General features: G+C 65.5%; 19 protein-coding genes. 12 read left to right on the plus strand and 7 right to left on the minus strand.

Features of this window, described 5'->3' with window-relative positions; genetic code table 11:
• The first annotated feature begins 26 nt into the window (after positions 1-26).
• The 4 genes from IP89_RS06355 (at position 27) to IP89_RS06370 (ending at position 5,861) form a co-directional block, all read left to right on the plus strand.
• Positions 27-842 carry a rhodanese-like domain-containing protein gene (locus IP89_RS06355; RefSeq protein WP_043308452.1) on the plus strand — a complete coding sequence of 272 codons (816 nt, stop codon included), beginning with the start codon at positions 27-29 and terminating at the stop codon, positions 840-842.
• A gap of 14 nt (positions 843-856) precedes the next feature.
• On the plus strand, positions 857-1,717 hold the full coding sequence (gene asd, locus IP89_RS06360) for an archaetidylserine decarboxylase (RefSeq protein WP_043308453.1): 861 nt from the start codon (positions 857-859) through the stop codon (positions 1,715-1,717).
• A 191-nt stretch (positions 1,718-1,908) separates the two neighbouring features.
• Positions 1,909-3,726 carry a hypothetical protein gene (locus tag IP89_RS06365; protein ID WP_043308455.1) on the plus strand — a complete coding sequence of 606 codons (1,818 nt, stop codon included), beginning with the start codon at positions 1,909-1,911 and terminating at the stop codon, positions 3,724-3,726.
• Positions 3,727-3,794: 68 nt separating this feature from the next.
• Positions 3,795-5,861, plus strand: coding sequence for an EAL domain-containing protein (locus IP89_RS06370; RefSeq protein WP_043308456.1), 2,067 nt, complete (start codon positions 3,795-3,797; stop codon positions 5,859-5,861).
• 54 nt (positions 5,862-5,915) lie between these two features.
• On the opposite strand, the gene serB is transcribed toward IP89_RS06370, so the two are convergent.
• Positions 5,916-7,130, minus strand: a complete 1,215-nt coding sequence (serB, locus tag IP89_RS06375) for a phosphoserine phosphatase SerB (RefSeq protein WP_043308530.1) — start codon at positions 7,128-7,130, stop codon at positions 5,916-5,918.
• Positions 7,131-7,276: 146 nt separating this feature from the next.
• Here serB and IP89_RS06380 point away from each other — a divergent pair, with 146 nt between their 5' ends.
• The gene (locus IP89_RS06380) at positions 7,277-8,839 is read left to right on the plus strand and encodes a hypothetical protein (protein ID WP_043308457.1); all 1,563 of its coding nucleotides are present in this window, start codon (positions 7,277-7,279) and stop codon (positions 8,837-8,839) included.
• The gene (locus tag IP89_RS06385) at positions 8,836-9,378 is read left to right on the plus strand and encodes a metal-dependent hydrolase (protein WP_043308458.1); all 543 of its coding nucleotides are present in this window, start codon (positions 8,836-8,838) and stop codon (positions 9,376-9,378) included. The genes IP89_RS06380 and IP89_RS06385 overlap by 4 nt, the downstream gene beginning before the upstream one ends.
• Here the strand turns inward: IP89_RS06385 and waaA are convergent.
• Together waaA and IP89_RS06395 are read right to left on the minus strand one after the other, a co-directional pair.
• Positions 9,352-10,623 (minus strand): lipid IV(A) 3-deoxy-D-manno-octulosonic acid transferase, encoded by a 1,272-nt coding sequence (gene waaA, locus IP89_RS06390; RefSeq protein ID WP_043308459.1) that lies wholly within the window; start codon positions 10,621-10,623, stop codon positions 9,352-9,354. The genes IP89_RS06385 and waaA overlap by 27 nt on opposite strands.
• A 34-nt stretch (positions 10,624-10,657) precedes the next feature.
• On the minus strand, positions 10,658-11,542 hold the full coding sequence (locus tag IP89_RS06395) for a LysR family transcriptional regulator (protein WP_043308460.1): 885 nt from the start codon (positions 11,540-11,542) through the stop codon (positions 10,658-10,660).
• A gap of 83 nt (positions 11,543-11,625) precedes the next feature.
• Here IP89_RS06395 and IP89_RS06400 point away from each other — a divergent pair, with 83 nt between their 5' ends.
• The 4 genes from IP89_RS06400 to IP89_RS06415 all read left to right on the plus strand — a co-directional run bounded on the left by IP89_RS06400 (position 11,626) and on the right by IP89_RS06415 (position 15,009).
• Positions 11,626-11,958 (plus strand): multidrug efflux SMR transporter, encoded by a 333-nt coding sequence (locus IP89_RS06400; protein WP_043308461.1) that lies wholly within the window; start codon positions 11,626-11,628, stop codon positions 11,956-11,958.
• Positions 11,959-12,016: 58 nt separating this feature from the next.
• On the plus strand, positions 12,017-13,192 hold the full coding sequence (locus IP89_RS06405; protein ID WP_043308462.1) for an FAD-dependent oxidoreductase: 1,176 nt from the start codon (positions 12,017-12,019) through the stop codon (positions 13,190-13,192).
• Positions 13,189-13,986: an aldo/keto reductase gene (locus tag IP89_RS06410; RefSeq protein WP_043308463.1), complete on the plus strand. Its 798-nt coding sequence runs from the start codon at positions 13,189-13,191 to the stop codon at positions 13,984-13,986. Before IP89_RS06405 ends, IP89_RS06410 begins: the two co-directional genes overlap by 4 nt.
• An 84-nt stretch (positions 13,987-14,070) precedes the next feature.
• Complete coding sequence (locus tag IP89_RS06415) at positions 14,071-15,009, plus strand: hypothetical protein (RefSeq protein ID WP_052080982.1); 939 nt, start codon at positions 14,071-14,073, stop codon at positions 15,007-15,009.
• A gap of 39 nt (positions 15,010-15,048) precedes the next feature.
• Here the strand turns inward: IP89_RS06415 and hldE are convergent, their stop codons facing one another.
• A complete protein-coding gene (hldE, locus tag IP89_RS06420) occupies positions 15,049-16,470 on the minus strand; it encodes a bifunctional D-glycero-beta-D-manno-heptose-7-phosphate kinase/D-glycero-beta-D-manno-heptose 1-phosphate adenylyltransferase HldE (protein ID WP_043308464.1) in 1,422 nt (473 codons plus the stop codon).
• 37 nt (positions 16,471-16,507) lie between these two features.
• Positions 16,508-18,334 (minus strand): lipid A export permease/ATP-binding protein MsbA, encoded by a 1,827-nt coding sequence (msbA, locus tag IP89_RS06425; protein WP_043308465.1) that lies wholly within the window; start codon positions 18,332-18,334, stop codon positions 16,508-16,510.
• Positions 18,335-18,441: 107 nt separating this feature from the next.
• On the opposite strand from msbA, the gene IP89_RS23680 reads away from it, so the two are divergent.
• A complete protein-coding gene (locus IP89_RS23680; protein WP_256203111.1) occupies positions 18,442-19,626 on the plus strand; it encodes an O-antigen ligase in 1,185 nt (394 codons plus the stop codon).
• Entirely contained in the window at positions 19,623-20,288 is a 666-nt protein-coding gene (locus IP89_RS23685; protein ID WP_043308468.1) for a lipopolysaccharide kinase InaA family protein, read from the plus strand. The genes IP89_RS23680 and IP89_RS23685 overlap by 4 nt, the downstream gene beginning before the upstream one ends.
• On the opposite strand, the gene IP89_RS06440 is transcribed toward IP89_RS23685, so the two are convergent.
• Together IP89_RS06440 and IP89_RS06445 are read right to left on the minus strand one after the other, a co-directional pair.
• Positions 20,281-21,141 carry a glycosyltransferase gene (locus IP89_RS06440; protein WP_043308469.1) on the minus strand — a complete coding sequence of 287 codons (861 nt, stop codon included), beginning with the start codon at positions 21,139-21,141 and terminating at the stop codon, positions 20,281-20,283. The two genes, IP89_RS23685 and IP89_RS06440, sit on opposite strands and share 8 nt — an antisense overlap.
• Positions 21,134-22,273 carry a glycosyltransferase gene (locus IP89_RS06445; RefSeq protein WP_043308470.1) on the minus strand — a complete coding sequence of 380 codons (1,140 nt, stop codon included), beginning with the start codon at positions 22,271-22,273 and terminating at the stop codon, positions 21,134-21,136. The genes IP89_RS06440 and IP89_RS06445 overlap by 8 nt, the downstream gene beginning before the upstream one ends.
• Positions 22,274-22,275: the final 2 nt, after the last annotated feature.

Consider the following 22,275-nt stretch of genomic DNA (forward strand, 5'->3'; position numbering starts at 1 on the left):
TCCCAATTCCACCTCGGAGGCTCCGCATGTCTGCCTTCTCCGGCTTGCCACTGGTGATAGAACCGGCCGAACTGGCGACGCGCCTGCAGGCGCCAGAATTGATCCTGGTCGACCTCAGCCCCGCGGCTCGCTATGCCGAGGGGCATATCCCTGGCGCCCGCTGGCTCGACAGCAAGCGCACCCAGCTGGGCCAGCCGCCAGCGCCCGGCCTGCTGCCGGAGCTGGCGCAACTCGAGGCACTGTTCGGCGAACTAGGCCATCGCGAAGATGCCGTCTACGTGATCTATGACGACGAAGGTGGCGGCTGGGCCGGACGTTTCATCTGGCTGCTCGACGTCATCGGCCACGCCCATTACCACTTCCTCAACGGCGGCCTGCAGGCCTGGATGAGCGAAGGCCGCGAGCTGAGTCAGGTCGCACCGGCCATGACCGGCAGCAGCGTGAAGCTGCAACTGCATGATGAGCCCACCGCCAGCCGCGGCTATCTGCAGAGTCGCCTCGGCGCTGCCGACCTGGCGGTCTGGGATGCCCGCTCGCCGGCCGAATTCAGCGGCGAGAAGGTACTCGCCAGCCGTGGCGGGCACGTGCCTGGCGCGGTCAATTTCGAATGGACCGCCGGCATGGACGCGCAGCGTAGCCTGCGCATCCGCGCCGACATGGCCGAAGTGCTGGAAGGCCTCGGCATCACCAAAGACAAGGAAGTGATCACCCATTGCCAGACCCATCGCCGCTCCGGCTTCACCTATCTGGTGGCCAAGGCGTTGGGTTATCCACGAGTCCGCGCCTATGCCGGCTCCTGGTCCGAGTGGGGCAACCTGCCCGACACCCCGATCGAATCCTGATGCAAGGAACACCCATGAAACAGCGTCTGTTTATCCTCAGCCAGTACCTGCTGCCGCACCACCTGCTCTCGCGCCTGATCGGCTTCGCCGCCGAATGCCGCACCGCCTGGTTCAAGGACCGTCTGATCGGCTGGTTCGCCAAGCAGTACCAGGTCGACATGAGCGAGGCGCAGGTCGAGGACCTGACCGCCTACGAGCACTTCAACGCCTTCTTCACCCGCGCCCTGAAAGACGGCGCCCGCCCGCTGGACCAGGCGCCAGGCGCGATCCTCTGCCCGGCTGACGGTGCAGTCAGCCAACTCGGCCCGATCGAACAGGGCCGCTGCTTCCAGGCCAAAGGCCACAGCTTCAGCGTGCTGGAACTGCTTGGCGGCGACGCCGAGCGCGCCGCGCCGTTCATGGGTGGCGACTTCGCCACCGTTTACCTGTCGCCCAAGGACTACCACCGCGTGCACATGCCGCTGGCCGGTACGCTGAAGGAAATGGTCTACGTGCCGGGCCGACTGTTCTCGGTCAACCAGACCACCGCGGAGAACGTCCCCGAGCTGTTCGCCCGCAACGAGCGCGTGGTCTGCCTGTTCGATACCGAGCGCGGGCCGATGGCCGTGGTGCTGGTCGGCGCCATGATCGTCGCCAGTATCGAAACCATCTGGGCCGGCCTGGTCACGCCGCCCAAGCGCGAGCTGAAAACCACTCGCTACGATGAAGCCGCCCGCAGCGCCATCGAGCTGAGCAAGGGCGGCGAGCTGGGTCGCTTCAAGCTCGGCTCCACCGCCATCGTCCTGTTCGGCCCGCAGCAGGTACAGTGGGCCGAAAGCCTCGTCGCCGGCAGCCCGGTACGCATGGGCCAGGCCCTGGCACTGCCGCGCAGCTGAGCCCCTCCTCTATATACCTCGCCCGCATGGCGGGATGACCGCAAGGAACATCCCGTCACCGGCGCAGTCCAAATCGGCAAGACTCTGCAAATGTGCGCAGCCCTGCTGCGACGCTGCCGCGATGCTGCTAGAGTTCCGAAAAAACCCGGCGGCACGGATGCCTTACCGCCTGCTACGGATCCCCTTCCGGTATGGAAAAACAGAGCCCTCACCTGCTCCTGCGTGTACCTACCCCCGACCGACAGGGTCTGTCGTTCTGTGAGGCCACTCCCCGTGACATGAAACGCTGGATCGCCGGTCTGCCCAAGGCAAATATCGGCGAGACGGCTCGTCAGCTCTATCAGGGATTGATCGAGCTGAATCAGTTGATCACCCCCAGTGAAAATCGCCTACAGCTGCTCGAACTGTTGCGCCCCGAGGTGCACTTCGTGTGCAGCCACCTCGAGCGCCACTTCCTCAACCAGTCCATCGTCCTCGACGAGCGCCCGCGCAAGGTCGCCAACCTCTGTCAGGCCCTGCAGAACCACATGGCGATCGGCTACAAGCTGATCATCGCCCAGGAGCTGCCACGCCTGACCAAAGAGCGCGCACAACTGCTCACGGTCGGTCTACAACGCGCCAGCCATGCCCTGTTCGGCCCACTGGTACGCGCCAGCCAACTGTACTGCCCGGTGCCCGAAGGACTCTGGCTGGAGCTGCACCAGATCTCGCTGATCGCCCGCCAGCATGGCCTGCACAAGGTCCAGGTGCGCGACGGCCTGGCCCGCAATGGCCAGAGCCTGAGCCAGCAGCAGATCTATCTCGGCGCCCTGTTGCTCGGCTGCGCGCGTTGCAACCAGATGCGCCAGAGCAGCATCGCCCGCCTGGCCGAAGCCCTGGAGGACTGGAGCAACCTGGCCAGCCTGGAGCGCGTTGAAGCACCGAGCAGCCTGTTCGCCGTGGCGCCGCAGCTGGATGGCCCGCCCCGCTATAAGTCCCTGTTCGGCGAAGCCGAGCTGCACAGCCTGCTGGGCCTGGATCCGCACAGCCTGGTCGACGCGATCAAGGAATTCCTGCTGCTGCCACCGGACAGTCAGGAACCGCGCCGCCTGCCAGTCACCGAAGGCATGTCGATCGACCTGCTGCAGCACCTGGCTTCAGCCTGGGGCGACATCGCCGAGCGCACCTTCAACCGCACCCCGGGACGCGGCAGCCTGACCCTGTGCATCGGCATGTCCGCGCTGCACTTCAACCTGGCCGGCCAGCGCAGCTTCGCCGACGTGCTCAAGCGCGAAGATGTGCCGCGCAGCGCCCAGTTCAAGGCGGCCAAGCTCGGCGAGGGTAGCGGCCCGGATGTCTGGGCTGGCGCCTTCGACGCCCAGCGCAACAGCCAGTGGGAATACGGCATCCCGATGGAGGACATCCAGTACAAGGCTGCCACCAAACCGGGCGAGCAGCCTGCCGAGGAAAACGCGGAGGCCTATCCCAGCCATGAGTTGTCGATCGTCAACCACAGCCCCGGCGGCTACTGCCTGACCTGGCCCCGCGAGGTTCCGGCGCAGCTGCAAGCCGGCGAGCTCCTGGGTGTACAGGACAGTCCCGGACAGGCCTGGAGCGTGGCCGTGGTGCGCTGGATTCGCCAGGTCCGCGGTGGCGGCACGCAGATGGGCATCGAGCTCATCGCCCCGCACGCGCAACCCTGCGGCGTGCAGCTGGTACGCAAGAGCGAGCAGAACAGCCAGTACCTGCGCGCTCTGCTGCTACCGGCGATCAGCGTGATTTCGCGCCCCGCCACCGTGATCACGCCACGCCTGCCGTTCCAGGAGAGCAACAAGGTGGTGATCAATCACAACGGCGACGAAACCCGCGCCGTGCTCAGCCGCAAGCAGACCAGCACCGGCAGCTTCACCCAGTTCGAATATCGCGCGCTGGATGAGACCAAGCCACCTTCCGGGACCTCCGTCACAGCAGCGAAAGCCCCCGCCAAGCCCGGCGAGGAAGACTTTGACTCACTCTGGAAGTCGCTGTAGATTGCCGGAAACGACCATCTGTCGCCTCTTTTCGCCCGTTCTTCGGCGTTTTCCAAGCAAGTTCTGCAATGGCCATCGAGAAAAAAACCATACGCCTGCTGATCCTCGAGGATTCGCAGAACGAGGCCGAACGCCTGGTCAGCCTGTTCCGTAATGCCGGACGGGCCACCCGCGTTCACCGCATCACGTCCAGCGACAACCTGGCCGAGGCCCTGCAACAGAGCTGGGACCTGTTGATCAACGCCCCCAGTAGCGAGCACCTCGAGCCGAGCGAGGCCATCAGCGCCATTCGCCGCCAGGCCAAGGACATCCCGGTGATCCAGCTGATCGCCGACAACGACTCCGATGCCGTCACCGAAGCCCTGATGCTCGGCGCCCAGGATGCCCTGCCACAGGGCGAGGACGAGCGCCTGATCCTGGTCGCCAACCGCGAACTGGCCAACCTCGAGGAACGCCGCGCCCGCCGCAGCGCCGAGGTTGCCCTGCGCGAGGCGGAGAAGCGCTGTCAGCTGCTGTTAGACAGCTCGGTCGACGCCATCACCTACGTCCACGACGGCATGCACATCTATGCCAACCGCGCCTACCTCAAGCTGTTCGACTACGAGGATGCGGACGAGCTGGAAGGCATGCCGATGATCGATCTGATCGCCAGCGAAGATCAGGGCCGCTTCAAGGATTTCCTGAAGAACTACGCCAGCGACGAAGGCAACGCCGAGCTGAGCTGCGGCGGCGTGCGCCCGGACGGCAAGCGTTTCCAGGCGCGCATGTCCTTCTCCCCGGCCACCTATGACGGCGAGCCCTGCATCCAGGCGGTGATCCGCGCCGAGAGCGACAACGCCGAGCTGGAAGAAAAGCTACGCGAGATCAGCAGCCAGGACTTGGTCACCGGCCTGTACAACCGCACCTACTTCCTCGAATTGATGGACAGCGCCGCCCAGCGCGCCGTCAACGAGGGCCAGCCCTCCAGCCTCGCGTATATCCGCATCGACCGCTATAGCGACGCTATCGGCGAGGTCGGCCTGGCTGGCATCGACATACTGCTGACCGACCTGGCCAACCTGCTGCGCGGCCACTTCGGCGACAGCGCCGAGCTGGCGCGCTTCGGCGACGACGTGTTCACCGTGCTGCTGCCCGGGGTAACCCCACAACAGCTGCCGGAACAGCTGCAACCGCTGCTGAAGAAAGTCGAAGGGCACCTGTTCGACGTCGCCGGGCGCACCGTGCAGAGCACCCTGTCGATCGGCGTCGCCGGCCTCAGCGAGCAGACCAGCAAGGCCCAGGATGTCATCGATCGCGCCCACCGCTGCGCCGACGAGCTCGAAGGCAACGCGATCAAGGTCTACAACCCGGCCGACGAGCTAGCCGCAGCGGCTAACCGCGGCAGCCTGGTCGCGATGATCCAGCAGGCGCTGGAGAACAACAGCTTCCGCCTGCTGTTCCAGCCGATCATCAGCCTGCGCGGCGACAGCGACGAGCACTATGAAGTACTGCTACGCCTGCTCAGCCCACAGGGCGAAGAAGTGCCGGCGGCAGAGTTCCTCAGCGCGGCCAAGGGCGCCGGGCTGGCCGAGAAGCTCGATCGCTGGGTCATTCTGAATTCGGTCAAGCTGCTCTCCGAGCACCGCAGCAAGGGCCACAGCACCCGCCTGTTCGTGCACCTGTCGGCCAACAGCCTGCAGGACCAGACCCTGCTGCCATGGCTCAGCGTGGCACTGAAGGCCGCGCGCCTGCCCTCGGACGCCCTGGTGTTCCAGATCAGCGAAACCGATGCCGTGACCTACCTCAAGCAGGCCAAGGCGCTCTCCCAGGGCCTGGCGGAGCTGCACTGCAAGGTCGCCCTGGGCCAGTTCGGCTGCGCGCTGAACCCGTTCAACACGCTCAAGCACCTCAACGTCGACTTCGTGAAGGTGGACGGCTCCTTCACTCAGGACCTCTCCAACGCCGACAACCAGGAAGCGCTGAAGACCCTGCTCGCCAGCCTGCATGCCCAGGCCAAGCTGACCATCGTGCCTTTCGTCGAGAGCGCCAGCGTGCTGGCCACCCTCTGGCAGGCCGGGGTCAACTACATCCAGGGCCACTACCTGCAGGGCCCCAGCCAGTCGATGGACTACGACTTCTCCGCTGGCGACGAGTAATTCGGCCCTACAAAAAAGCCCCGCAATCGCGGGGCTTTTTCATTGCGGCGTCAGTCAGTCCTGGCCGTCACGATCACGGAAGCCGAGCAGGTAGAGGATGCCGTCTAGGCCCAGGGTGGAAATCGCCTGCTTGGCCGACTGTTTGACCAGCGGCTTGGCGCGGAAGGCTACACCGAGGCCGGCCAGGCCGAGCATCGGCAGGTCGTTGGCGCCATCGCCCACGGCGATGGTCTGCTCCAGGCGCAGGCCTTCCTTCTCGGCCAGCTCGCGCAGCAGATCGGCCTTGCGCTGGGCGTCGACGATCGGCTCGATCGCCACGCCGGTGACCTTGCCATCGACGATCTGCAGTTCGTTGGCGAACACGTAATCGATGCCCAGCTTGGCCTGCAGCTGCTTGGCGAAATAGGTGAAGCCGCCAGAGAGGATGGCGGTCTTGTAGCCCAGGCGCTTGAGCTCGGCGAACAGCACCTCGGCGCCCTCGGTCAGGCGCAGCGAGGCGCCGATCTCGGCCAGCACGGTTTCCGGCAGGCCCTGCAGCAGCGCCATGCGCTCCTTGAAGCTGGCGCGGAAATCCAGCTCGCCGCGCATCGCCCGCTCGGTGATCTCGGACACCTTGTCGCCGACGCCATGAGCCTTGGCCAGCTCGTCGATCACCTCGGCCTCGATCAGCGTCGAGTCCATGTCGAACACCGCCAGGCGGCGATTGCGACGGAACACCGAGTCACGCTGGAAGGCGATGTCGACGTTGAGCTCCTGGGCCACGCTGAGGAACTCGGCGCGCAGCGCATCGACGTCGGCCGGCTCGCCGCGCACGGAGAACTCGATGCAGCCCTTGCCCTGGTCGGCGGGGGTGTCCAGCGGCATGCGCCCAGAGAGGCGGTCGATCTGGTCGATATTGAGACCGTACTTGGCGGTGATCGAGCTGACCCGCTGCAGCTGCTCGGCGCTGACCTTGCGGGTCAGCAGGGTGACGATGTAGCGGCTCTTGCCCTGACCACCAACCCACTGCTGGTAGTCGGCTTCGGAGACGGGGGTGAAGCGCACCTGCTGATCCAGCTCGTAGCCGGTGAAGAGCACGTCCTTGAGCACGGAAGAACCGCGCTCGGTGTCCGGGATCTCGACCAGGATGCCGAACGACAGGGTGTCGTGAATCACCGCCTGGCCGATGTCGAGGATGTTCACCCCGCCCTGCGCCAGCACGCCGGTGATGGCTGCGGTCAGTCCGGGGCGATCTTCCCCGGTGATATTGATCAGGACGATTTCGCGCAAGGCTTCACTCCAGGCGTACAAATGGGTCGGCGAAAAGGCGCACATTCTACCTCTATTCCCAGCGCACTGGGCACGGGCGGCGCTTTGCCCGCCTGGGGACGCTGGTTATACTGCGCGGCAATTCAATTCGAGAAGAGCCGCGCTCTGTGAACCGGCCCGTGCAGGTCAAGCCCGACAATTTCTTCCTGTTGCTGTTCAATGCCCTGCGCCAGCGCCGCGTGCCGCTCGCCCTGCGCATTGCCAGCCACAGCCTGCTGCTGGTCGCCCTGGCGCTGGTGATCTACGCCTGGGTAATGGGCATGCAGTTCAAGCAGGCCATGCAGCAGCAAGCCGACGCCCTCGGCCAGAGCCTGACCGTGCAGACCGCCGCCTCGGCCACCGAGCTGCTGGTATCCAACGACATCCTCAGCCTCAATGTACTGCTCAGCAACCTGGCGAAGAACCCGCTGGTGGCGCATGCCGCCATCTACAGCGTGGACAACCGCATCCTCGCCGAAGCCGGCTCGCGCCCGACCCAGAGCATCCTCGGCGAGACCGAGGGCCTGTACTCCACGCCGATCACCTTCCAGGAAGTGATCGCCGGGCAGCTGCGCATCAGCCTGGACATGCAGCAGTTCCAGCAGCCGATGACCATCAGCCTGCAGAGCATGGGCCTGCTCAGTCTGATCCTGCTGGCCCTGGCCATGTCGCTCAGCCTGCGCCTGGGCCGGCACATTTCCACGCCGCTGCTGCAACTGCGCGTATGGCTGCGCGACCCGGACGATCCTGCCCCCGGTGCCGGCCGCCAGGACGAGATCGGCGACCTCGCCCGCCAGCTGCAGGCGCGCCTGGTTCCGGAGAAGCCGGAGCCCGAGCCGCAGTACGAGGAACAGGACCACTACGCCGAGCTGGATGACGAAGAACACTTCATCGACGAGCAGGCGGAACGCGAGCCGAACTTCGATATGCCGGACCTGCGTGCCGACGTCGACTACGACGAAGAGCTCGCCCCGCCTGCACCGCGCGCTGCACCCGTCGCCCAGCATGACGAAGACGACCCGTTCGCCGACCTGCGCGACATGCAGCCCAGCGCGCCCGTCGAACCCGACTTCGCCCCGCAGCCAGCGCCGAGCATCTACCAGCCGCCGCAAGCCGAACAGAACTTCAGCAGCGCCGTGCTGGCCATCCAGCTCGGCGCCCAGGAGCAACTGCGTCACCTGCCACGCACACGCCTGCTGGAGCTGCTGCAACGCTACCGCGATTGCCTGGAAAAGGCCGCCGCGCTGTACCAGGGCAAGCTGTACACCCTCAACGACGGCAGCAGCCTGATGCTGTTCTCCAGTGAGCACAGCGACGAGGACTATCTGACCCACGCCCTGTGCTGCGGCGAGCTGATGCGCGCCCTTGGCCATGCCCTGCAGATCGAGGTAGCCGACAGCGGCATCACCCTGCAACTGCAACTGGGCCTGACCAAGACCGATGAGGAGCTCAGCCCGAGCCAGGCCGAGCTGCTGCTCAGCGAAGTCGCCCAGGATGCCCTGGCCCTGGCCCAGCACAGCCGCAACCTGCTGCTGGTACAGCGCAGCGTCGCCGACGATCCGTTGCTGCGCCAGCGCGCACGCATCCGCGCTATCGCCAGCCCGGAGGGCGCCAGCTGCGTCGAGCGCCTGCTCGAGCCCTACCCCTCGCTGCTGGAGCGCCAGCTGGCACGCATGCACGAGCACTCGTGACCACGCTGATCACCCATCCGCTGCCGGTCCTGGCCTTGGGACTGGCGCTCGGGCCGCGGGTGATACCACCGCGCCTGTTGCTGGCCGGATTGCTCTTCACCCTGCTGCCGGATGCCGATGTGCTGGCCTTCAAATTCGGCATCACCTATGCCGACGCCTTCGGCCATCGCGGCTTCAGCCACTCGCTGCTGTTTGCCGGAATCTGTGGCGTGCTGGGCGCACTGAGCTGCCGTCTACTCGGCTGCGGGCCGCTCAAAGCCTTCTGCTGGATCGCCCTGGCCAGCGCCTCGCACAGCCTGCTGGACGCCGCTACCGATGGCGGCCTGGGCGTGGCCTGGCTGTGGCCCTGGAGCGAACAGCGCTTCTTCCTGCCGTGGCGGCCCATCGAGGTATCGCCCTTCGTGCATGGCTTCTTCAGCCAGCGCGGAATCGATGTGCTGATCTCCGAAGCGCGCTGGGTCTGGCTGCCCTGCCTGGGCCTGGCACTGGGCGGAACGGCCCTGCGCCTGCTGTTACGCCCGCGCCAGCAGGCGCTCTAGACCAGCCAGCAAACGCGCCAGCGCACCCTGATTGGCGCGCAACACGCCCAGCCCGGCCTCGGCCATACGCGCCGACTCACTCGAATCAGCGAACAGCGAACGCAATGCCGCGTGCAGCTGCGCGGCATCCTGCACCTCGAGCAGATCGCCAGCCGTGCGCAGCTGCGCAGCGATCTCAAGGAAGTTGAACAGGTGCGGGCCGCTCAGCAGCGGCTTACCCAGCGCCGCCGGTTCCAGCAGGTTGTGCCCACCATTGGGGATCAGGCTGCCGCCGACGAAGGCCAGGTCGGCCAGCGCATAGAGGAACAACAACTCGCCCAGGGTATCGCCGACCAGCACCTGCACATCCGCCGCTACCGGCTCGGCGCTGGAGCGACGCACCACGCTGAAGCCCTCGCGCCGGCTCATCTCGTAGGCCTGCTCGAAACGCTCGGGGTGGCGCGGCACCAGGATCAGCAGCGCATTGGCATGCTCGCTGAGCAACTGGCGATGCGCGGCCAGCACCACTTCATCCTCGCCGGCATGGGTACTGGCGGCGATCCAGACCGGTCGCGCCGCCCCCCAGCTCTGGCGCAGCGCAGCGGCACGCTGCGGCAATTCTGCATCCACGCTCAGATCGAACTTGATCGAGCCGGTCACCTGCACGCAGTCGGAGCGCGCGCCCAACTGGCGGAAGCGCTCGGCCTCGGCATCGGTTTGCACGGCGATCAGCGACAGCCGAGAGAGCATCGGCGCGGTCAGCCGCGAGAAACGCGCATAGCCGCGCGCCGAGCGCTCGGACAGGCGCGCATTGGCCAGCGCCACGGGAATGCCGCGACGATGGCAGGCCGCAATATGGTTGGGCCACAGCTCGGTTTCCATGATCACCGCCAACCGCGGCTGCAGGCGCTCGATGAAGCGCGAACAGGCCCACGGCAGGTCGTAGGGCAGGTAGCAATGCTGGATGCGCTCGCCGAACAGCGCCTGGATACGCTCGGAGCCGGTCGGCGTCATACAGGTGACGGTGATCGGCAGCTCGGGGTGGCGCGCCAGCAGCTCGCGGATCAGCGGCGCGGCGGCGATGCTCTCACCCAGCGATACAGCATGGATCCAGATGCCACCCTGGCGAAACGCCGGCAGGCCGAAGGCGAAGCGCTCGCCGATGCGTTTGCCGTAGGCCGGAGCACTCCGCACCCGCAGCCACAGACGCAGGAAGATGAACGGCAGGGCCAGGTGCAGGATCAGGGTATAGAGGGTTCTGTTCATGGGCGCGCAGCTTAACAGAGCGCTCCGCGCCCGATCAGCCCATCGCCTGCAGGTGCTCGGCGAAAGCCTCGGCTAGCCACAGTGCAGCAGGCCCCAGCGCCTCGTCGCGGCGGCAGACCAGCTCCACCAGCAGCGGCGGCGGCGTCCAGTCGCAGCTCAGCTCGACCAGCTGCCCCTGGTAGGTCGGGTACTGCACCACGTGACGTGGCAGCCAGGCCCAACCCAGATTACGCATCAGCAACTCGGCCATGGCGTAGAAGCTATCGGCGCGCCAGACCGCGGGGCTGAGCTGCTCGCCGCCAGGGTAATGGCTGTCCTGCGGCGCCATCAGCAGCTGCCGGTGACGCGCCAGTTCGCGGCGATCGACCTGACCGAGCGCCGCCAGCGGATGCCCGGCGCCGCACACGGTCACCAGCTCGATGGTACCCAGGCGCTGGCGCTCCAGCGCTGCCGGCATGTCCTCGTGGTGGAACAGCAGGCCGAGATCGGCGCGGCGCTCCAGCAGCTTGCGCGCCACATCGCCCTGGGCGCCGCTGGCCAGTTGCACTTCCAGTAAGGGGAAGGCCCTGGCCAGCGCCTCCAGGCTGTTCAGCACTGGCTGATAGGGCATCGCTTCGTCCTGGGCCAGGCGCAGGCACACTTCCTCGCCCCGCACCAGGCCCTGGGCGCGCGACTGCAGGCGCTCCTCTTGGCGCAACAGCTCGCGCGCCTCCTCCAGCAGGGCGATGCCTGCCGCCGTCAGCTTGGGCTGGCGGCCACTGCTGCGCTCGAACAGCAGCACGCCGAGATCGGTTTCCAGCAAGGCGATGGCGTTGCTCACCGCCGACTGCGCGCGGCGCATGCGGCGCGCCACGGCGGAGAAGGACTGGCCCTCGGCGACCGCAACGAACAGGCGAATCTGCTCCAGGCTCCATTGCATAACCCATCTCCAAGCAAGATAGGTAATGACTTTACCCCATCACCCGCGACTCTAGAATGGCGCGGCTCAACAGGAGAATCGACATGACCGGCTATCTCTACCTCGCCATCGCCATCACCGCCGAAGTGATCGCCACCACCTCGATGAAGGCCCTCGACGGCCTGAACAAACCCCTGCCGCTGGTGCTGGTAGTGGTCGGCTACGCCATCTCGTTCTGGATGCTCAGCCTGGTGATCAAGACCATCCCCGTCGGCATCGCCTACGCCGTGTGGGCCGGCCTCGGCATCGTGCTGGTGAGCATCGCCGCTACCTTCCTCTACCAGCAGCGCCTGGACCTGCCGGCCATGCTCGGCATGGGCCTGATCGTCACCGGCGTGGTGGTGATCCAGCTGTTCTCGCAGACCGCCGGACACTGATCGGGCGTACCGCGCCGCTCGCGTTATACTGCCGGACCGTTTTGCAGCGAGCCCTGGCATGTCCCAATCCCTCAGCACCGATATCCTGATCGTCGGCGGCGGTATCGCCGGCCTCTGGCTCAATGCGCGCCTGCGCCGGCTCGGCTACGCCACCCTGCTGGTGGAAAACGCCGCGCTGGGCGGCGGGCAGAGCCTGAAGTCCCAGGGCATCATCCATGGCGGCGCCAAGTACGCCCTGCATGGCGCGCTGACCGGTGCCTCCGAAGCCATCGCCGACATGCCGCGGCGCTGGCGCGAGGCCGTGGATGGCCAGGGCGAGCTGGACCTCACCGGCGTACGCCTGCTCTCCGAGGCCCACTACCTGTGGTCGCCAGGCAGCCTGGCCGGCAACCTGACCAGCTTCTTCGCCAGCAAGGCGGTGCGCGGCCGCGTCGACCAGGTCAAGGGCGACCAGCTACCGCCGGCGCTGCAACATCCCAAATTCAAGGGCAAGGTCTATCGCCTGGCCGAACTGGTGCTCGATGTACCCAGCCTGATCGCACACCTGGCCGAACTGGCCGGCGACAGCCTGCTGGCCGGCCGTGACATCACGCCGCTGCGCGAAAATGACGAACTGGTCGGGCTGAATGTCGACGGCCGCGAGATCCGCGCCCAGCGCGTCGTGCTCGGCGCCGGCGCCGGCAATGCTGCGCTGCTCGCCACCCTCGGCGTGGAGCAACCGCGCCAGCAGCTGCGTCCTCTGCATATGGTGCTGGTCAAGGGCAAAAGCCTGAAGCCGCTGTATGCCCACTGCCTGGGCGGCGGCCCTAAGCCGCGCATCACCGTGACCAGCCACCCGGCCGCCGACGGCCAGTGGGTCTGGTACCTCGGCGGCGACATCGCCGAGGCCGACGGCGTGGCGCGCAGCGAGCCAGCGCAGATCGCCGCAGCACAGAAGGAAGTGCAGCAACTGCTGCCCTGGGTCGACCTCTCCGACGCCCGCTGGGCCACCCTGCGCGTCGATCGCGCCGAGCCGGCGCAATCTGGCCTGGTACGCCCGGACAACGCCTTCCTCGCCGAGCAGGGCCGTCTATTGGTCGGCTGGCCAACCAAGCTGGCGCTGTCACCCGATTTTGCCGACCGCGTCATCGCCGCCCTCGAGCGTGACGGTATCAACCCAGGCAGCCACCCGGCAGCGCCGGCACTGCCACGCCCGCCATTGGGCGCGCCGGTGTGGGAGGAGTTGCTGCCGTGAGCCTGCACGACCTGCGCCGCCCGCTGGGCGACACCGGCCTGCTGGTCTCGCCGCTCGGCCTGGGCACGGTCAAGCTGGGCCGCGACCAGGGCGTGAAGTACCCCAATGGTTTCACCATCCCCGACGATGCCGCCGCCCGTGCCCTGCTCCAGCAGGCCCGCGAGCTCGGCATCAACCTGATCGACACGGCGCCAGCCTACGGCGTCAGCGAACAGCGCCTGGGCCCACTGTTGCGTGGCCAGCGCCAGGACTGGGTGATCGTCAGCAAGGTCGGTGAGGAGTTCGAGGCAGGCCAGTCGCACTTCGACTTCTCGCCGCAGCACACGCGCTTCTCGGTGGAACGCAGCCTGCAGCGGCTGGAGACCGACTTCATCGACCTGGTACTGGTGCACTCGGACGGCAACGACGTAGCGGTGCTGCGCGACAGCGGCGTGTACGAAGCCCTGGCCGAGCTCAAGCGCGAAGGCAAGATCCGCGCCTTCGGCCTCTCCGGCAAGACCGTCGAAGGAGGCCTGCTGGCGCTCGAACAGGGCGACTGCGCCATGGTCACCTACAACCTCGCCGAGCAGGGCGAGCGCGCCGTGCTCGACCATGCCGCCAGCCATCACAAGGGCATCCTGATCAAGAAAGCCCTGGCCAGCGGGCATGCGGTACTAGCCAGCACTGACCCGGTGCGCGCCAGCTTCGAGCTGGTCTTCGGCCACCCCGGCGTCAGCGCCACCATCGTCGGCACCATCAACCCGCAACATCTGGCGGCAAATGCCGCGACCGCCGCCGCGGTGATCCGCGGCTAAACTGCTGGGCTCCGGCCGTGGCCTGAACTTCGCCGCGCGCCGTCCATCTGATGCAGCCCCACCGCTGCCGACTGAGGAGCCGATATGTCGAGACTGCTGGCCCGCAAGGCCCCTGGCAACTTCAAGACCCTGCCGCTGTACGTGGAAGCCACGGCGGACGCCCTGAATTACCGCAGCCTTGGCCTGCCGCTGAATTTTGCGCAGATGCTCGAACGCCGCCGCCCTGTGCAAGTGGCCGACGGCCAGCGCTTCGCCCTGGAACTGGCCAACCTCGGCGTCTCGGTGCGCCTGACCCTATCCTGGCAGGGCCGCGACTACTGGCTAGTGGTGCGGCAAAGCCGCCCGGACCGTGGCGATACCGTGCTCAAGCTGATTTCCGGCTACGTGCCGGCCCACGAGCTGAACCTGCCGCTGCTCACCGCCATCCAGGAAGTGGCCGAAGAGTGCCTGATCGAGAACGACGGCACCTGGCTGGGCGGCCGCTACGCCGACACCTGGCTGCCGACGCCCTACCAGGACAAGCTGCGCTATCGCCAGGGCGACCACTTCCGCCTTACGCCACTTTCCGGCGCGGCGCGCCCGGTGCAGTGCGGCAACCTGATGCTGATGGAGCGCCCGCGCGCCTATGTGCACTTGCCCACCGCCTCGCTGCAACTGGTCTACGACCTGCGCCTGGAGCTACCGAAGGACTGCCGCCAGCCCAGCCTGTTCCATGTCGACGAGCGCCTGGAGGGCGATGAGCTGATAGCCCGTCTGGAACGCCGCCGCCCCGACCTCTACCTGCTGCCGCTGCACCAGGGCAAACCCATCGGCGAGCTACTCAGCCTGCGCAAGGGCGAGTTGGTGACCGCGAGTACCCGTGGAGTTTGGCTGTCGGAAAGCTTCGCCGCCCAGGACGGCTGGCTGGTGCGCGACGAGCGCATCCGCTGGAAGGATTGGCTGGCGCGGGTGAAGCAGGCAGAGAAGGAGCCTGCACGAGCAGCCGGACCAGCGCCGGGGCGTCGCGCCCTGGCTCGCGCCTAGAAGACAGGAGAAGTGGCCTCCGACGGCGGCCACGCGGCATCACTTGCTGCGGATCTTCTCGACGATGGCGGTGGTGGAGCTGTTCTCCACCAGGCCGAGCACCCGCACTTCGCCACCGTAGGCGCGCACGATATCGGCGCCAACCACCTGATCGATACCGTAGTCGCCACCCTTGACCAGCACGTCCGGCTGCACCGTGCGCAGCAGGTTCTCCGGGGTGTCTTCGGCGAAGCTCACGACCCAGTCGACTGCACCGAGGCCGGCGAGCACGGCCATGCGCCGGTCCACCGCGTTGATCGGCCGACCCGGGCCCTTGAGACGCGACACCGAAGCATCGTCGTTGACCGCCAGCACCAGGCGATCACCCTGGGCGCGAGCTTGCTCCAGGTAGGTCACGTGGCCGGCGTGAAGAATGTCGAAGCAGCCGTTGGTGAAGACGATCTTCTCGCCGTGGGCACGGGCATCCTCCAGCGCCAGCAATAGCTGCTCGACGCTGACCACGCCACGCTCGGAGCCCTGCTCGCGCTGCACCGCACGGCGCAGCTCGGGGGCGCTGATCGCCGCGGTACCCAGCTTGCCGACCACGATGCCGGCGGCCAGGTTGGCCAGGGCCACGGCCTGCGGCAGCTCCTCGCCAGCGGCGATGGAGGCAGCCAGGGTGGAGATCACGGTATCGCCGGCACCAGTCACGTCGAACACCTCGCGGGCACGGGCCGGCAGGTGCAGCGGTGCGTGGTCGGGGCGCAGCAGGGTCATACCGTGTTCACCGCGAGTCACCAGCAACGCACCCAACTCCAGCTCGCTCATCAGCTTGGCACCCTTAGCCACCAGTTCGGCCTCGTCGGCGCAGCTGCCGACGATGGTCTCGAACTCGTTGAGGTTAGGGGTGATCAGGCTGGCGCCGCGATAGATGGAGAAATCCTTGCCCTTGGGGTCGGCCAGCACCGGAATGCCCTTGGCACGGGCCAGCTGGATCAGCGCTTGATGATTCTTCAACGCACCTTTGCCGTAGTCCGACAGCACCAGCACCTTGACCCCGGCGAGCAGGCCATCGACGTCTTCGGCCAGGGCCGCGGCGTCGGTGGCGAAGGGCTCTTCGAAGTCCATGCGCAGCAGCTGCTGATGGCGGCTCATGACGCGCAGCTTGACGATGGTCGGCTGGTCGTCGATGCGCTGGAAGTGCGCCTGCACCCCCGCGGCATGCAGGCTGTCGGCAAGACTGTGCGCCGCCTCGTCACGCCCGGTCACGCCGACCAGCAGCGCCGGCGCGCCGAGAGCGGCGATGTTCAGCGCGACGTTGGCGGCACCACCCGGGCGATCCTCGATCTGCTCGACCTTGACCACCGGCACCGGCGCCTCCGGAGAGATGCGCGACGTGCCGCCATGCCAGTAACGATCGAGCATGACATCGCCCACCACCAGAACGGGGGCTTGGTCGTAACGGGGCATGGACAGCTTCATGAAGTCTCCGGGTACAGAAAGAACGGCGGCTAGTTTATCAGTCCGGCTCTACCGGTGCGCTCTCATCCATGCCCATGGCGTGCAGGCGCGCGTAGTAGCCGTTGAGCGCCAGCAGGTCGGCATGGCTACCGCGCTCGACGATGCGGCCCTGGTCCATCACCAGAATCTGGTCGGCCTTCTCGATGGTCGACAGGCGGTGGGCGATAACCAGCGTGGTGCGGCCCTTCATGACGCGATCAAGGGCCGCCTGGATGTGCCGCTCGGACTCGGTATCGAGGGCCGAGGTGGCCTCGTCGAGCACCAGTATCGGCGCATCCTTGAGCAGTGCACGGGCAATCGCCAGGCGCTGGCGCTGGCCACCCGAGAGCAGCACGCCATTCTCACCCACCAGGGTATCGAGCCCCTGCGGCAGCTTGGCCACGAACTCGGTGGCGTAGGCAGCTTCCACGGCCTCTTCGATGGCGCTGCGCGGCGAGCCGGCCAGATCGCCATAGGCGATGTTGTTGGCCACGCTATCGTTGAATAGCGTCACCTGCTGGGTGACCAGGGCGATATGTCGGCGCAGGTTGCGCAGGCGGTATTCCTCGATATCCACGCCATCCAGCAGGATCTCGCCGTGCTCATGCCGGTAGAAGCGCGGAATTAGGTTGGCCAGGGTCGACTTGCCGCTGCCGGAGCGCCCGACCAGGGCGATCATCTGCCCCGGCTCGGCGGTGAAGCTGATGTCGCTGAGCACCGGCTTCTCGGTACCCGGATAGCTGAAATTGAGGTTACGTACCTCCAGGCGCCCACTGACTCGCTCGCGCTCGATGCTGCCCTTATCAATTTCGTTCGTTTCGTCGAGTTGCTCGAAGATGCTTTCCGCGCCCGCCACGCCGCGCTGGATAGTCGAGCTGACTTCCGAGAGCTGGCGAATCGGCTTGGGCAACAGACCCGCCAAGGTGATGTAGGCCACCAGATCACCGGCCGAGGCGTCGCCACGCATGTACAGCACCAGGAACATCAGCACCGCCATGGCGGTGTAGATCACCAGCTGCAGCATCGGCGTGTAGACCGCTCCGGTCTTGGTCATGCGCAGTTGCTTCTGGGTGTTATCCAGCGACGCCGCCTCGAAACGCTCCGACTCGTAGCGCTCGCCGCCGAAGCTACGCACCACTCGGTAGCCCTGAATGGTCTCGGAGGCGATATGCGTCACGTCGCCCATCGCCACCTGGATCTTCTTGCTCTGCTTGCGGAACTTGCGACTGGCGCTGGTAACCATCAGGCCGATCAGCGGCAGGATCGCAACCATCACCAGGGTCAGCTTCCAGTTCATCAGCAGCAGCGAGGCGAACAGGAAGATCACCGTCATGCCTTCGCGGATAACCACCTTGATCGCATCGGTGGCGGCACCGGTGACCATGGTCACGTTGAAGGTGATGCGCGAGATCAGATGGCCCGAGTTGTGGTTGTCGAAGTAGCGATTGGGCAGCACCAGCAGCTTGTCGAACAGCGCCAGACGCAGGTCATGCACCAGCCCCAGCGAAACACGAGCCAGAAAATAGTTGCCCAGGTAGGAGCCGATGCCCTGCCACACGGCGATCAGGACGATCAGCAGCGGCACCGTCTGCAGCAGCTTCAGGTGCGCCAGGAACGGGATATCGGAGAGGTAGGGCACATCGGCGAAGAAACTGGCGTCCGGATTGGACAGCCCGTCGACGAAATACTTCAGGACGTAGCCCAGTGCTGGCTGGGTCGAAGCGAAGATCAGGAAACCGAGAATACTGAGCAGGAATAGGCCGATGTAGGGGCGCACGTAGCCCAGCAAACGGAAATATATCCTCATGCTGGAAGAGTGAGAGCTATCGACTGGCTGATCGGACATGCGTGCATGAATCTTGATCGTGAAGGGGGCGCAGAGCTTACCACAGGGTGCCGAACCCCCGTTGATCGACTAAGATGCGACGTTTTTCATGAAGATGGACTTTTCACGTGCCGGCACTTTCGATGCTCTCTCGATCCGCTCTGCCTTCATTCATAAATTTCACCGTTCGACGCTGGCTAGTGTTGGGCTATCTGGTGCTCCTCACCGGACTCTTCTGGTTGCCCAGCGGTAGCGCCTATACAAAGGCATTTTATGCCTTTATCGCCTTACCTGCCCTGCTGGGCTTGGTCATGACGCCAAAACGACTCGGTGACCTGCTGCGTGAACCGTTGGTCCTTGCAGTTTTGGCCCTGTCTGCGTGGCTGCTGACATCTCTCTTCTGGTCAGGGACCGATGACGACCTTGGCGGGCTGGCCAAGCGTCCTCTCTATCTTCTTCTATTCATCGTCGCCTGCTGCATGATCATTATGGAAAGCCGCGAGCTGCTACTGGGTGCGCTGCGTGCCGCCGCGGTTGTAGCTACCATCGCCGCTCTAGTGAACCTGGTCACATTCTTTATAGAGCCTCCCGTCGATGGCCGCCTTACAGGCCTTGCCGCGCTGCGTAATGCACTCCTGACCTCCCATGTGCTGGGCATGTTTTGCACCTACTGGGTAGCCAGTTGGCTGAGTCGTGACCTAGCTCGGGACTGGCTGCCGGCCCTCATGGCCATTCCGCTACTAATAGCCCTACTCGCCACCGGCTCACGCACTCCACTGATGGCACTGACACTGGTTAGCTTCTGGATGCTGCTAATGACTCCACAACGAGCTGCGATGCTAGTTGCCGCAATCGTGTCTATCGCAGCAATCTGCTTGATCGCAGCGCCCGAGCTGCTGCTGCAGCGCGGCGCCTCTTTCCGCCCACAAATCTGGGCAGACGCCCTAAGCCAGGCACAGGACCACCTATGGATCGGCTATGGCTATGACAGCACCTTCATATTCAGCGTTGAAGGCTTGGGCTATATGCGCGATCCACATAACGTTGAACTGGCAGTACTACTAGAGCTGGGACTAGTAGGACTGGGCCTATGGCTGACGATGTATGGCCTGGCACTCCTGCGCTGCCTGCGCCAGCGCATGGACAAAGGCTTTCAAATCGCATCTGCGATGCTGGTCTACGGATTCGCGGCAGGCCTCACCGAAGGCAGCAGCTTCCTCTCCCGTCCCAACGAAAGCTGGTTCCTAATCTGGATTCCCTTGGCCCTGATAATTGCCCTGTCCATCCACCAACGGAATATGGAAAGGATATGAAGACCGTAAGCGCACTGCAGCTGGAAGACCTTCTGCAAGGCTCTCAAACCATTGAAGAGGATGGCTTCGGCTTAAAAGTTGCGCGCCTAGCGAACGGGGACTTTCTCAAACTCTACCGACGTAAGCGCCTGCTGAGCTCTGCGCTCTGGTCACCTCCCGCCCTGCGCTTTGCACACAACGCCGAGCGTCTACGGCAGCTCGGTATCACCACTCCGGAAATCGAAGCCCTGCTGTTGATCCCCGAACGACAACTGAACGCCGTGCGCTACCGCCCTCTGCCAGGCGACACCCTGAGAAACCACTGGCGCATGTTGGACGACAAGAGTAGAGAGCAGGCGGTCGAACAGTTCGGCGCTTTCCTCGGCAAACTGCACCTGCTTGGCATCTACTTCCGTTCCCTGCACCTGGGCAATGTGCTGCAACTGCCCAGCGGAGAGTTAGGACTCATAGATCTTTCAGACATGAAGGTCTCGAATCGACCGCTAGCCAGCTGGAAGCGCCGCCGCAACCTGCAGCATATCCTTCGCTACCCGGAGGACGCCCACTGGCTACTACAGCAGCACCGGGCCGCCTGGATGCGCGGCTATACAGCTAGTTGCGGAAAAGCCGCCGCAGCTAGCCTGGGACGCGCCATATCCCAAATCACTGCACCCGCTAGCTGAAGAGCAACCGCCCCAACGCCCTCAAGGTCTTGTTATTCCAGCTGCGCAACGGCAATCGGCGCAGCAGCTCGCGCGCCAATGGCTTATCGTCGCGCGCGCACTTAAGCAGCATCGAGTTGAGAAAGCGCGCGCAGGTCTTGGGATAGGCCGGGTGATCGTCGAAGCGCGCGTAGGTGGCAAGCACCGTGTCGATCATGAAGCGGCGATTCTTGTAGGTGTTGGTGCCGTGCACGCGGTACTGCGCCACCACATCCGGCAGCACGTCGATGAAGTACCCCGCACGGGCGATCTTCAGCTCGACCAGCAGGTCCTCCAGGCGGATGCTGGGATCGAAGCACCCCACCTGCTCCAATACGTCGCGACGGAACAGCAGGGTCGGCGCAGGAGCGCCCGCCTTGTCGGAGCAGAATACATCCTCGAAGTCGAGCCGACGAAAGGGTCGCTGGCGATCACGCCGGGCCAGCGACTGCCCGTCGCCATCGATATGGGCGATGTTGCCCGCACAGATGCCGACCTCGGGCTTGTCCTGCAGATAGGCGACCTGCTTCGCCAGGCGCTCCGGCAGCATCACATCATCGGAGCCAAAGGGTGCAATCAGGCTGCCGCGCGCGCGCGCGATGCAATCGTTGAGGGTGCGTGCCAGACCCTGGTTGGTCTGCACACGGAAATCGAAACCATGCTTGCGCTGCAGGGCCTGGATGCGCTCGACGCTGTCATCCTTGGAGCCATCGTCGACCACCAGCAGCTCTACTGCGGGATAAGTCTGCGCCAGCACACTCTCGATGGCCGCCTCCACATAGGACGCGTGGTTGTATGAGGCGATGATCACCGTGACCAGCGGCTGCTCACTCATGCCCGGTCTCCAGCATGCCCTCGATCAGCTCGCGGTAGTGCCTACGGAAGTCGTCTATCGAGTGGGCCTGGCAGAGGTAGGCATAGGCGCGCTCGCCTTCGGCCCTACGGGCTTGCGGCGGCAGCTCGGCAATCTCACGCAGGCGCACGGCCAATTCAGCGGCATTGCCGCAAGCAAAGATTCGCCCGCCACAGTCTTCGAGGATCGGGCGCAGGCTGTCGATGTCGGAGCCCATCACCGGTAGATGCCCGCTCATGCCCTCCAGCAGGGCCAGCGGCAACCCCTCACTCAACGACGGCATAACGAAGGCATCGAAGCCGCGCACATACTGCAAGGCATCCTCCTTCGCCCCGAGCAGATGCACCCGCGCCTGCAGGCCGTGACGGGCGATGGCCGCCTCCAGGTCTGCGCGCGCGCGGCCTTCACCGATGATGGCGACCTGTGCCTGCGGAAAGTCGGAGGCGAGCTGCGCGAACGCCTCGATCAGATGGATATGCCCCTTGACCGGCACCAGGCGGCCGATGGTACCGAATACGAATGCCTCGGGCGCCAGCCCGAGCCTACGACGAGCCTCCTCCGGCGCATGCTGCAGGCCCTCAGCGCGGGCGATATCGATGGCATTGTTGATCTGCACCGTATTGGCCGCAGTAAAGCCCGCGCCGCAGCCCCGCAGGTAGTCGCGTACCGCCCGCGATACACCGACCACTCGCCAGTTGGCCCGCAGCAGCCGACGCGACTCCCAGCAGCGGTAGCTGCGGTCGAAGTCGCCGATGCCATGCTGCACCCCGATACAGCCGGGGATCTTCAGCAGCAGATTGAGGATCATCAGCATGTTCATCGGCTTGAAACGATGCGCGACGACCACGTCGAAGCGCTCGGCGCGACAGAACCGGTACAGGCGCCACAGCGCCCGCAACCGCAGGCCCTTGAGCGCGCCCTGAGAAAAGCCGAAGTAGACTGAGCGCGCCGCACGGCTCTCGGGCTCGCCCGGTCCCGGCCGGCCACGCAGAAAGCCGGTGACGACCTCATAGCGCTCCACCGGCAGACCTTGGATGACCTGCTCGGCCAGGTCCGAGGCATTAACGTTGTAGCGATTCTGCAGTTGCAGAACCTTGATGCGACGCTGACTCATGG

Source organism: Pseudomonas sp. ML96 (assembly GCF_000761545.1).
Lineage (GTDB): Bacteria > Pseudomonadota > Gammaproteobacteria > Pseudomonadales > Pseudomonadaceae > Aquipseudomonas.

Coding starts and splice junctions, on each gene's coding strand:
- IP89_RS06355 (WP_043308452.1), top strand. CDS start 27: ATGTCTGCCTTCTCCGGCTTGCCACTGGTGATAGAACCGGCCGAACTG.
- asd (WP_043308453.1), top strand. CDS start 857: ATGAAACAGCGTCTGTTTATCCTCAGCCAGTACCTGCTGCCGCACCAC.
- IP89_RS06365 (WP_043308455.1), top strand. CDS start 1,909: ATGGAAAAACAGAGCCCTCACCTGCTCCTGCGTGTACCTACCCCCGAC.
- IP89_RS06370 (WP_043308456.1), top strand. CDS start 3,795: ATGGCCATCGAGAAAAAAACCATACGCCTGCTGATCCTCGAGGATTCG.
- waaA (WP_043308459.1), bottom strand. CDS start 10,623: ATGAACAGAACCCTCTATACCCTGATCCTGCACCTGGCCCTGCCGTTC.
- IP89_RS06395 (WP_043308460.1), bottom strand. CDS start 11,542: ATGCAATGGAGCCTGGAGCAGATTCGCCTGTTCGTTGCGGTCGCCGAG.
- IP89_RS06400 (WP_043308461.1), top strand. CDS start 11,626: ATGACCGGCTATCTCTACCTCGCCATCGCCATCACCGCCGAAGTGATC.
- IP89_RS06405 (WP_043308462.1), top strand. CDS start 12,017: ATGTCCCAATCCCTCAGCACCGATATCCTGATCGTCGGCGGCGGTATC.
- IP89_RS06415 (WP_052080982.1), top strand. CDS start 14,071: ATGTCGAGACTGCTGGCCCGCAAGGCCCCTGGCAACTTCAAGACCCTG.
- hldE (WP_043308464.1), bottom strand. CDS start 16,470: ATGAAGCTGTCCATGCCCCGTTACGACCAAGCCCCCGTTCTGGTGGTG.
- msbA (WP_043308465.1), bottom strand. CDS start 18,334: ATGTCCGATCAGCCAGTCGATAGCTCTCACTCTTCCAGCATGAGGATA.
- IP89_RS23685 (WP_043308468.1), top strand. CDS start 19,623: ATGAAGACCGTAAGCGCACTGCAGCTGGAAGACCTTCTGCAAGGCTCT.
- IP89_RS06440 (WP_043308469.1), bottom strand. CDS start 21,141: ATGAGTGAGCAGCCGCTGGTCACGGTGATCATCGCCTCATACAACCAC.
- IP89_RS06445 (WP_043308470.1), bottom strand. CDS start 22,273: ATGAGTCAGCGTCGCATCAAGGTTCTGCAACTGCAGAATCGCTACAAC.